Annotated in this window: 11 protein-coding genes and 1 pseudogene; 11 read left to right on the top strand and 1 reads right to left on the bottom strand. The window is 64.0% G+C overall.

The window, feature by feature from the left end; all coding sequences use genetic code 11:
* The 10 genes and pseudogenes from BG457_RS10885 to BG457_RS10930 all read left to right on the top strand — a co-directional run.
* Positions 1–379: pseudogene (locus BG457_RS10885) on the top strand (DUF932 domain-containing protein); the annotation flags it as partial.
* A gap of 174 nt (positions 380–553) precedes the next feature.
* The gene (locus BG457_RS10890; RefSeq protein ID WP_071797189.1) at positions 554–1,072 is read left to right on the top strand and encodes a DNA repair protein RadC; all 519 of its coding nucleotides are present in this window, start codon (positions 554–556) and stop codon (positions 1,070–1,072) included.
* Between the two features lie 98 nt (positions 1,073–1,170).
* Complete coding sequence (locus BG457_RS10895; RefSeq protein ID WP_071797190.1) at positions 1,171–1,686, top strand: DUF6878 family protein; 516 nt, start codon at positions 1,171–1,173, stop codon at positions 1,684–1,686.
* Positions 1,687–1,960: 274 nt separating this feature from the next.
* Entirely contained in the window at positions 1,961–2,380 is a 420-nt protein-coding gene (locus tag BG457_RS10900) for a hypothetical protein (protein ID WP_071797197.1), read from the top strand.
* Complete coding sequence (locus tag BG457_RS10905; protein ID WP_071797191.1) at positions 2,373–3,017, top strand: antitoxin of toxin-antitoxin stability system; 645 nt, start codon at positions 2,373–2,375, stop codon at positions 3,015–3,017. Before BG457_RS10900 ends, BG457_RS10905 begins: the two co-directional genes overlap by 8 nt.
* Before the next feature lie 58 nt (positions 3,018–3,075).
* Entirely contained in the window at positions 3,076–3,477 is a 402-nt protein-coding gene (locus BG457_RS10910) for an MbcA/ParS/Xre antitoxin family protein (RefSeq protein ID WP_071797192.1), read from the top strand.
* Positions 3,474–4,175: an RES family NAD+ phosphorylase gene (locus BG457_RS10915; RefSeq protein WP_071797193.1), complete on the top strand. Its 702-nt coding sequence runs from the start codon at positions 3,474–3,476 to the stop codon at positions 4,173–4,175. The genes BG457_RS10910 and BG457_RS10915 overlap by 4 nt, the downstream gene beginning before the upstream one ends.
* Positions 4,176–4,250: 75 nt before the next feature.
* A complete protein-coding gene (locus tag BG457_RS10920; protein WP_084657596.1) occupies positions 4,251–4,388 on the top strand; it encodes a type II toxin -antitoxin system TacA 1-like antitoxin in 138 nt (45 codons plus the stop codon).
* Between the two features lie 165 nt (positions 4,389–4,553).
* Positions 4,554–4,808 (top strand): type II toxin-antitoxin system prevent-host-death family antitoxin, encoded by a 255-nt coding sequence (locus tag BG457_RS10925; protein WP_245770984.1) that lies wholly within the window; start codon positions 4,554–4,556, stop codon positions 4,806–4,808.
* A gap of 53 nt (positions 4,809–4,861) precedes the next feature.
* Positions 4,862–5,167 (top strand): hypothetical protein, encoded by a 306-nt coding sequence (locus BG457_RS10930; protein WP_245770985.1) that lies wholly within the window; start codon positions 4,862–4,864, stop codon positions 5,165–5,167.
* Between the two features lie 78 nt (positions 5,168–5,245).
* Here the strand turns inward: BG457_RS10930 and BG457_RS10935 are convergent, their stop codons facing one another.
* Entirely contained in the window at positions 5,246–5,542 is a 297-nt protein-coding gene (locus BG457_RS10935) for a hypothetical protein (protein ID WP_071797195.1), read from the bottom strand.
* Between the two features lie 179 nt (positions 5,543–5,721).
* On the opposite strand from BG457_RS10935, the gene BG457_RS10940 reads away from it, so the two are divergent.
* The coding region (locus BG457_RS10940) for a strawberry notch-like NTP hydrolase domain-containing protein (protein ID WP_071797196.1) at positions 5,722–8,667 on the top strand (2,946 nt) is incomplete at its 3' end.

Here is an 8,667-nt window from a genome sequence, read left to right on the forward strand (position 1 = left end):
CGGCGTCGAGGATTTTCAGGAGATCCGGATACGGCATTCGAAATACGCCGCCTCGCGCTTTGCCCATGAGGCGGCCCCGGCGCTGACGCGCTTTGCCAATTCCTCGCCGCAGGGCTTCGTGAACGGCATCAAGGCCGCACGGCAGCAGATCGTGGCGCGAACCGACGAGGACCGTGCGGACTTCCTGCGCAAACGCGGTTTCTCGAAGGCCGAGTCCGGCAAGATCATCGAAAAGGTGCTGATGGAAGAGGAGCGCCCGCCCGAGAGCATTTTCGATTTTGTGCAGGGCATCACGCGGCTTGCGCGCGACAAAACCCAGCAGGATGCGCGCCTCGACATGGAAGGGCGCGCCAAGAAACTCCTCGACCGGGTCGGCTGACGCGATACTTTTGAACGTGGCCGCCCAGAGGAGGAGGCGGCCACGGCCCATTTCACGTTCTTTCGGCTATTCACATCAACGCCGCCGTCGCCCCTTCGAGGAAGAGGGCGGCGGTTTGGTCTTTGACGGCTGAGGCGGGGAGAGTGGCTTTCCGCGCCGTCGGAGATCTGAGCCATGTTCGACCTGCCGCTACCCATCCAACCGTCCATCCGTCCGAGCGACTCCGCACAGTACTGTCCGCATGTCACGGCTGATCCCAACCGCCCCTTCGCCCTGACAGCTCCGAACCCCTTGCCTGCCGCGCAGATGTCGGGCTTTGCCGTGCCCGTGGTTCTCGCTCGCTTCGCCACGCTGGCCGAGGCCATGCAGGGCGCAATTGATCATGCCGAGGGCATCGCCCCCGATGCCGCCCCGCAGATGATCGCCATTCTGGACCGCGACGACCGCCTCGTGCTCGCGGGTGCGGCCAGCGACTGTGCAGTGACCTGGTGCCATCCGGTGACCAGCGCCGCCGAGGCGCGCTCCGTGGTGCATGAGGCAAGCCAGCTGCGCGCGCAGGCAGGCCGGGCGCGGGACTGGCACGAGCCTGTTCTGGCACAACGCTTGCGCCAGCGTGCCGATCTGCTGGATGCGCGGCTGGTCGACCCGCTCTGGCGCGGATTTGCCGCCCGCGCGCTGCAGATCGCCGCGTGAAGAGGAAGAGGCGGGCAGGGGGAGAAATGCGCTTTGCGGGGGAGAGGAAAGACCACCCGGCAGCGCGCATTCCCCCAGCTTGTTTCAAGGAGAGACTGATGCGCCAGACATCCCCCACATTGCCCGCGCCGTTGCGCCCGCCCAGCACGGATTTTCAGGGGCTGCAGGCCCAGCTTGCCGAGGATGCGGCACGATTTTCAGCGCTGATGGCCGCCAACATGACCCGGCTCTATGATCATCTGACCCTTGCCGGGATCACACATGTCATGGTCAGCTTCCACTGTGATCATGACATCTGCCGGATCACAGACCTCACGGCCTGGGCGGATGATGCGGAACGTCCCTGTCCAGATGTGGAAATCCCCTATGTTGCGCCAATCCCGCGCGCGCCGGCGCTGCGCAAACTCGCGCTCAGCGATGCAATTGCGCAGATCACCTGCGATCTGCTGCGCGATCTGCGCGCTGCATCGGATATGTCCACACCCGCTGATGGTCGCCTCTCGTTCGACGCCAGCGCCCGCGCGAACCTGCTCGAATACAATCCGCGCAGGGCTGTAGCACCCTCCGGCCCGCCGCAAATCTGTCACGCCACCTATGCGCGGAGGCCATGGTGATGGACGCGTTCTATCCCCGTCTCGGGGTAACCCCTCAGCACAGGCCTTGCATTGTGCTGCGCGCCGCGATCCGGGCGCTGCATCCCGGCCTGCGGCGCATGCGCGGATTGCGCGCTTAACGCCAGCGTTTTTATCGCGCGATGCTGGCCAGTCACGCGAGGCTGCAGGCTGAGACCACGCCAGTGGGCGGGGACTGACGCCGCCCCTGATCACCCCAAACCCATCACACCCTCATGCCCGGCCATTGGTCGGGCCTTTTCTTATGGAGATCCCAATGGCGGATTATTTTACCCGTTTCTCATGCCTTTTGGATGTCGGGACGCCCGACAAGGCCGCGCGCGCCTTTGAGGCGTTCATGGCGCTGCGCAATGACAGCTATGCCGCGACCGAGGACCTGCATTGCGGCTTTGACCTGTCGATCCAGAACGATCCTTCAGGTTCAACCCTCTGGATTCGCGACAACGAGAATGGCGATGTCGAAGCCGTCATTTGCTTCGTGCTGCGTCTTGCGGAAGAGCTCGATCTCGCCGGCCTTTGGGGGTTCAGCTTTGCGCTGACCTGCTCCCGGCCGCGCATTGAGGCCTTCGGCGGTGGCGCGCATGTCATCGACCTCGGCGCGCGCAAATCCATCGGCTGGACCAGCACGCAAGACTGGCTCACCGCCGCGCTGAACGGGGAGGGCGCACATGCCTGAGGTCATCTGCACCACCGTCTACCAATTCCCTGAACTCTCGGATGCGGCCAAGGAAAAGGCGCGCAGCTGGTATCGCGAGCTTGGTCCCCACGACGATTGGTGGGACGCGGTCTATGAGGATTTTGAGCGCATCTGCGACATCCTCGGCATCCGTCTCAAAACCACACCCGTCCGCCTGATGGGCGGTGGCACGCGGGCCAAGCCCTGCATCTGGTTTTCAGGGTTCTGGAGCCAAGGGGATGGGGCCTGTCTGGAAGGATACTGGTCACACGCCAAGGGTGCTGCCGCACGCATCCGGGACTACGCGCCCCAGGACACGACGCTGCATGGCATCGCCGACCGGTTGCAGGCCATCCAGCGGCGGAACTTCTACCAGCTTGCTGCCGAGATCAGCCACCGGGGCCGCTATTACCACGAGTATTGCATGTCGGTCGACGTCACACGCGACAGCCCGACCTGGCAACCGCCCACTGAGGATGCCGAGGAAATCGTGACGGAGGCGATCCGTGATCTGGCCCGTTGGCTGTACCGCCAGCTCGAGGCTGAATACGACCACCTGACCTCGGACGAGGCCGTTGAGGACGGCATCATCGCCAATGAATACACCTTTACTGAGACTGGGCGGCGGTTCGGGTGAGAGCGTGAGCAGTTCATTTGATCTTTACAATGAGGCCATATGATCTATAATTCGGCCGATGGAGGATGCCATGTACGTTGCTGAGAAAATCCGGGAACCCGCACAGATCAACGCCGTCGCGTTGAAAGCCTATGCCCGCGTGGTCGACGCTTGGGGTCTCAGCCTCAAGGAAGCGGCTGCGCTTGCCGACATGTCAGAGAGCACATGGAAGCGCGCCAAGAAGCCGGGCTTTGCAGGAGAACTGACCAAGGACCAATTGTTGCGGCTCAGCGCGGTGATCGGTATTTTCAAATCACTCGAACTCTACTTCTCCGAGCCGCTCGCGCGAAGCTGGTTCACCCGACCGAACACTGGTCCGCTGTTCGGGGGCAGCCGTCCGGTTGACACTGCCATCGACGGGGGCTTGCCGCAGATCCTCGCTGTGCGGACCTATCTTGACGCGTTGCGTGGTGGGGCATGAAGCAGACCGAGGTTTCCGATCGTGGCCTCGTTCGTCTTCTGCCCGCCACCTACCACAAGCCACCGTCCTTGCGGGGTCTCGTCGATACCGATGACGAGATGGAGATTCTGGCCGAAATCGAGGGCCTGACCAGCGGCCGTCTTCTGGCGGAACGTGGCCGCAACCCGCATCTGGACCCGCGCGAGCTGGCCTGGCAGCGCCGCAGCCGAGATCTGCGCATTTACGGCGACAGCCATGTCAACGCCGCCTTCACCTACACCCGCGCCGGCGGAAACCGCTTCAACACCGAAGAGCGCGGCGCGTGGTATTGCGCATGGGATGTGATGGTGTCCGTCAGCGAAGTGGCCTGGCACCGCACACGTGAACTCGGCTTTACCGGCAGCTTCCATGACAGCGCTCGCTATGTGGAACTGCTGGCGGATTTCATCGGTGTCTTCGACGATATGACCGATGAGCCAGGCCATCCCGCGCTGCATCCGGATCCGGCTGTCGGATATCCCGAGGGCCAAAGCCTGGCCCAACATCTCCGCCGGGCTGGATCGCGGGGCCTGATCTATCCCTCGGTCCGGGCTCCTGCGCCGGGCGGGAATTGCTTGGTCTGCTTCGAGCCCCACGCCATTCAGAACGTCCGGCCGGGCGCGGCTTGGGATCTTGTTTGGGATGGAACGCCGCACTACTCGATTACGGCTGTTGGTTGACCGGTCAGATCCCGGGCGCCCTTGGAGGGCTTGCGAAATGAAGGCCGCTGACAGCAACAACCCGACGTCACAAACTTGAAGCCGTGCGACCATCAGGCGCTCTTCGAGGCGTTGGATTCTCCGCCATCACCGACGGCAGCGCTACGGGCTGCATTTCGGAGGCAGAAGGAACCCTTCGGTGATCCGGGCACCAGCACGATATCCATCGACTGATACCCGTCGCCTGTTCCCATCGATTCATTTCGACATCAGGCTCTTGTCGCCGAAATATTTCATAGGGTTGACTCAACGCGTTCGATCAGCCTGCCCTCAGGACAACCCATCTCTTGCAGAATATCCAGAATGTATGTATATTCTGCACAAATGGAGATACAGCTCATGCATGAGCTTCCCGAGTTCAAGGCGGCCGACCTGACGCGTCACACAAGTGACCTGTTTGACGCGGCCATTCGCTCGCCGATCGCGATCACCAAGCATCGCAAGCCGAAATTCGTGTTGATGAGCATGGACCAGTACCAGCAACTCGCGCAGGGGGCCACGCAGCAGGCTCACATGATCAATGAGATGCCCGAGGATCTCAAGGCGCTGATGATAGAAGGGCTCGAGCGGGACTTGAAGCGGGCGGATGACTAAGCCTGCCGCTGGAGAGGTTTTTCCGCTACCCGTTCCTGTGGAAACGCGAACAGATGGCGGGCGATACTGAGGGCCGCAAGACGCGGCCTGTCTGTATCGCCGTTACTGTTGCCAAGTCCGATAGCGAGACTGTGGTGTTCATCCTGCCGATCACCACGCAGCCGCCCTCGGCCTCGCGCAAGTTTATAGAGGTGCCACAGATCGAGTCGCAGCGCGTGGGGTTGGAAACCCATGTCCGCAAATGGGTCATGCTGGACGAGATCAACACCGATATTCTGGAGCGGTCCTATGTCTGGGAGGACCGCACGCCCATCGGCACGTTCAGTTCCTCTTCACATCCAGGATCCAGTCCAGCCTGATCGCGCTTGCCCGGTCGGGCGGGGCATCGGTTGTTGATCGGCTGAAGTGATCTCGATCACCGCAGGGTCCGCCCAGCCTCACCTGTTCCCGTCGATCCACTTCGACATCAGCCCCTTGTCGCGGAAACACTCATCCGGCACGGCGCGGCGCTTGATCCGGGCGAGTTTTTCGGCGAAGGCCACCTGCCTGGATGTCGGCAGCTGGTCCATGTCTGATGCCGGTTTCATTCTCGCCTGCGCCTCGATCCAGGCGCTGAGCGCGCGCCGGTCTTGCTGGACGTCCCAGGGCAGAAGCGTCTGGTTGCGCAGGGCGAGCGCGCGCGCAAAGGCGATCTGCTTGGGCGTGGCGGGCAGGGCGAATGTGGTCTCTTCCATCGGGGCGGTCTCCCTCTCTGGCACATTTTGCATTATAGAACATAAAGCGAACAAATGCAAGCCAGATGTCACAATCAAAGGGGTTTGAGAGCTTGAGGGGGGCTGGGAAAGATCAGGCCTGAGGGTGCCCGAGAGAGGGTGTCCGGGCCTGATCTTGTCCCTCATTCCGGAGTTTCCCGATGACCCATCTCGCCCCTGTTGTTCAGACGCGCGCGCTTGCGCCTGTTGTCCCCATCCCGTCCCCCGATACCGCCGCTGCGGTCCTGAGCGTGGCCGAAGCACTTCAGCCTGATCTGGCGCAAGGCTTCCAGATCGACGCGCTGCGCCTGCGCGTTGAGATGGAGCGCGCCTTTGGTGGCTCCGATGCTGACGGTGCCTGGGACTGGAAGCTTGCCTATGAGGCGGGCGAGGTGGCGCTGGTCCTGTTTCTGCGGAAGTTCGGCCGCGCGCTCTTGGCGCGGGCTGGATCATCCGCAGCGCTGCTGCCGATTGTGGCCAAGGTGTCCGGCCTCTTGCCCACGCATACCCAGCGGTCCGAGGAGATGGAGCGGTTCCAGCAATTCTCGACGCCGCTGCCCATGGGGCTTGCGGCCTTGGCGGCGGCGCAGATCACCGCGCGCGATCTGGTGCTCGAGCCTTCCGCCGGGACCGGGCTTCTGGCGATCCTCGCCGAGATCGCGGGCGGCAGCCTGATGCTGAACGAGTTGGCAGACACCCGCGCCGATCTTCTGCGCCTCCTCTTTCCGGGTGATCCCGTCACCACCTTTGATGCCGCACAAATCGACGATCATCTGGACGCGGACGTCCGCCCCAGCGTCATCCTGATGAACCCGCCCTTCTCGGCCATGGCCAATGTCGACGCCCGCACCACCGAGGCGACAGCCCGGCATCTGCGCTCGGCGCTTGCGCGTCTGACCCCCGGTGGACGGCTTGTCGCCATCACCGGTGCCGGTTTCGCGCCGGATGCCCCCGCCAGGGCGGAGACATTTGCTCGCCTGACCGAGGCCGCCCATCTGGTCTTCACCGGCGCTGTGTCCGGTGCTGCCTTCGCCAAACACGGCACCAGTTTTGAGACGCGCATTTCGGTCTTCGATAAATGCCGTGGCGGTGAGCGGGGCGGCATCATCGCCGATCTGGCGCGCCCGGCCTCGCCGGATGTGGCCAGCCTGCTGTCGCTGATCACCACCCATGTCCCCCCGCGCCTTGCGCTGGCGCAGGTCGCACAATCCGGACAGCGCCCCACTTCCCCCTTCCCGGGAAATCCTACCCGTGCCGCGCGCACAGGCGTCAGCTCATCGCGCGCCACGCCCCCAACGACATCCACCACCACCGCCGCGCAGATCGAGGCCACTGAGCTCGCTTACAGCCTGCGCGATGCGACCGAGGACGGGGCCAGCGCGCGCTTGTCGGATTCCATTTATGAGATCTTCCGGCTGCAAGCCATCGACATCCCCGGCGCGGCACCGCACCCGACGAAGCTGGTGCAGTCGGCGGCCATGGCCTCTGTCGCGCCCCCGAAGCCTTCCTACCGCCCCAAGCTGCCCACCGCCGTCCTGCACGACGGCCTGCTCTCCGACGCGCAGCTCGAGACCGTGATCTATGCGGGCGAGGCGCATTCTGCGTATCTCGCGGGGTCTTGGACCGTCGATGAAACCGGCGACATGGTCTCAGCCGCGCCCGATGATGCCGCTGGCGCCATCCGCTTCCGCCGTGGCTTCTTCCTTGGCGATGGCACCGGCGCGGGCAAGGGCCGCCAGTCGGCCGGAATTGTTCTGGACAACTGGGCGCAGGGACGCCGCAAGGCGCTCTGGATCTCGAAGAGCGACAAGCTGCTGGAGGATGCGCAGCGCGACTGGTCGGCGCTTGGCCAGGAGCGGCTGCTGGTCACGCCGCTCTCGCGCTTCGCGCAGGGCCGCGACATTCCGCTCACCGAAGGCATCTTGTTCACCACCTATGCGACGCTGCGCTCCGAGGAACGGGGCGCAAAAAAGTCCCGCGTCGATCAGATCGTCGACTGGCTGGGGGCGGATTTCGACGGGGTGATCCTGTTCGACGAAAGCCATGCCATGGCCAATGCCGCAGGAAGCAAGGGCGAGCGCGGCGATGTCACGGCCTCGCAGCAGGGCAGGGCGGGCCTGCGGCTGCAGCACAAGCTGCCCAATGCCCGCGTGGTCTATGTTTCGGCCACGGGCGCGACCTCGGTGCAAAACCTCGCCTATGCGCAGCGGCTTGGTCTGTGGGGTGGGGAGGACTTTCCGTTTTCAACGCGGGCGGAATTCGTGCAGGCCATCGAGGCCGGCGGCGTTGCCGCGATGGAGGTTTTGGCCCGCGACCTGCGGTCGCTTGGCCTCTACACCGCCCGATCGCTGTCCTATGACGGCGTCGAATACGAGATGCTGGAACATGCGCTGACCCCAGAGCAGCGCGGCATCTATGATGCATATGCCGGGGCCTTCTCCGTCATCCACAACAACCTCGCCGCTGCGATGGAAGCGGCCAACATCACTGGCCCGGCCAGTTCGACAGGCTCCGGCGGCACGCTGAACCGCCAGGCCAAATCCGCCGCGCGCTCGGCGTTTGAATCCGCCAAGCAGCGCTTCTTCGGCCATCTCCTGACCTCCATGAAAACCCCCACCCTGATTTCCAGCATCGAGACCGATCTGGCCGCAGGCCATGCAGCCGTCATCCAGATCGTCTCGACGGGCGAGGCGCTGATGGAACGCCGCTTGTCGGATATCCCGACCGAGGAGTGGAACGACATCCGTGTCGACATCACCCCGCGCGAGTACGTCCTGGATTACCTCGCCCATTCCTTCCCGGTGCAGCTGTTTGAGCCTTTCACGGACAGCGAGGGCAACCTGTCCTCGCGCCCGGTCACGCGCGATGGTCAGCCGGTCGAATGCCGCGAGGCAGTGCGCCGCCGTGATGCGCTGATCGAGCATCTGGCGAGCCTGCCGCCTGTGCCCGGGGCGCTTGATCAGATCGTCCAGCGCTTTGGGACCGATCTGGTGGCCGAGGTCACGGGCCGGTCGCGCCGTATCGTGCGCAAGGGCGAGGGACATGCCGCGCGGCTCGTCGTCGAAAGCCGGGCGGCGTCCGCCAACCTCGCGGAAACCGCCGCCTTC

It is taken from the genome of Natronohydrobacter thiooxidans (assembly GCF_001884735.1).
In the GTDB taxonomy this organism is placed as follows: domain Bacteria; phylum Pseudomonadota; class Alphaproteobacteria; order Rhodobacterales; family Rhodobacteraceae; genus Roseinatronobacter; species Roseinatronobacter thiooxidans_A.

Bases quoted from the DNA above. Each gene is read 5' to 3' on its own strand.
- BG457_RS10890 (WP_071797189.1), top strand. From the start codon at position 554: ATGTTCGACCTGCCGCTACCCATCCAACCGTCCATCCGTCCGAGCGAC.
- BG457_RS10895 (WP_071797190.1), top strand. From the start codon at position 1,171: ATGCGCCAGACATCCCCCACATTGCCCGCGCCGTTGCGCCCGCCCAGC.
- BG457_RS10900 (WP_071797197.1), top strand. From the start codon at position 1,961: ATGGCGGATTATTTTACCCGTTTCTCATGCCTTTTGGATGTCGGGACG.
- BG457_RS10905 (WP_071797191.1), top strand. From the start codon at position 2,373: ATGCCTGAGGTCATCTGCACCACCGTCTACCAATTCCCTGAACTCTCG.
- BG457_RS10910 (WP_071797192.1), top strand. From the start codon at position 3,076: ATGGAGGATGCCATGTACGTTGCTGAGAAAATCCGGGAACCCGCACAG.
- BG457_RS10915 (WP_071797193.1), top strand. From the start codon at position 3,474: ATGAAGCAGACCGAGGTTTCCGATCGTGGCCTCGTTCGTCTTCTGCCC.
- BG457_RS10925 (WP_245770984.1), top strand. From the start codon at position 4,554: ATGCATGAGCTTCCCGAGTTCAAGGCGGCCGACCTGACGCGTCACACA.
- BG457_RS10930 (WP_245770985.1), top strand. From the start codon at position 4,862: ATGGCGGGCGATACTGAGGGCCGCAAGACGCGGCCTGTCTGTATCGCC.
- BG457_RS10935 (WP_071797195.1), bottom strand. From the start codon at position 5,542: ATGGAAGAGACCACATTCGCCCTGCCCGCCACGCCCAAGCAGATCGCC.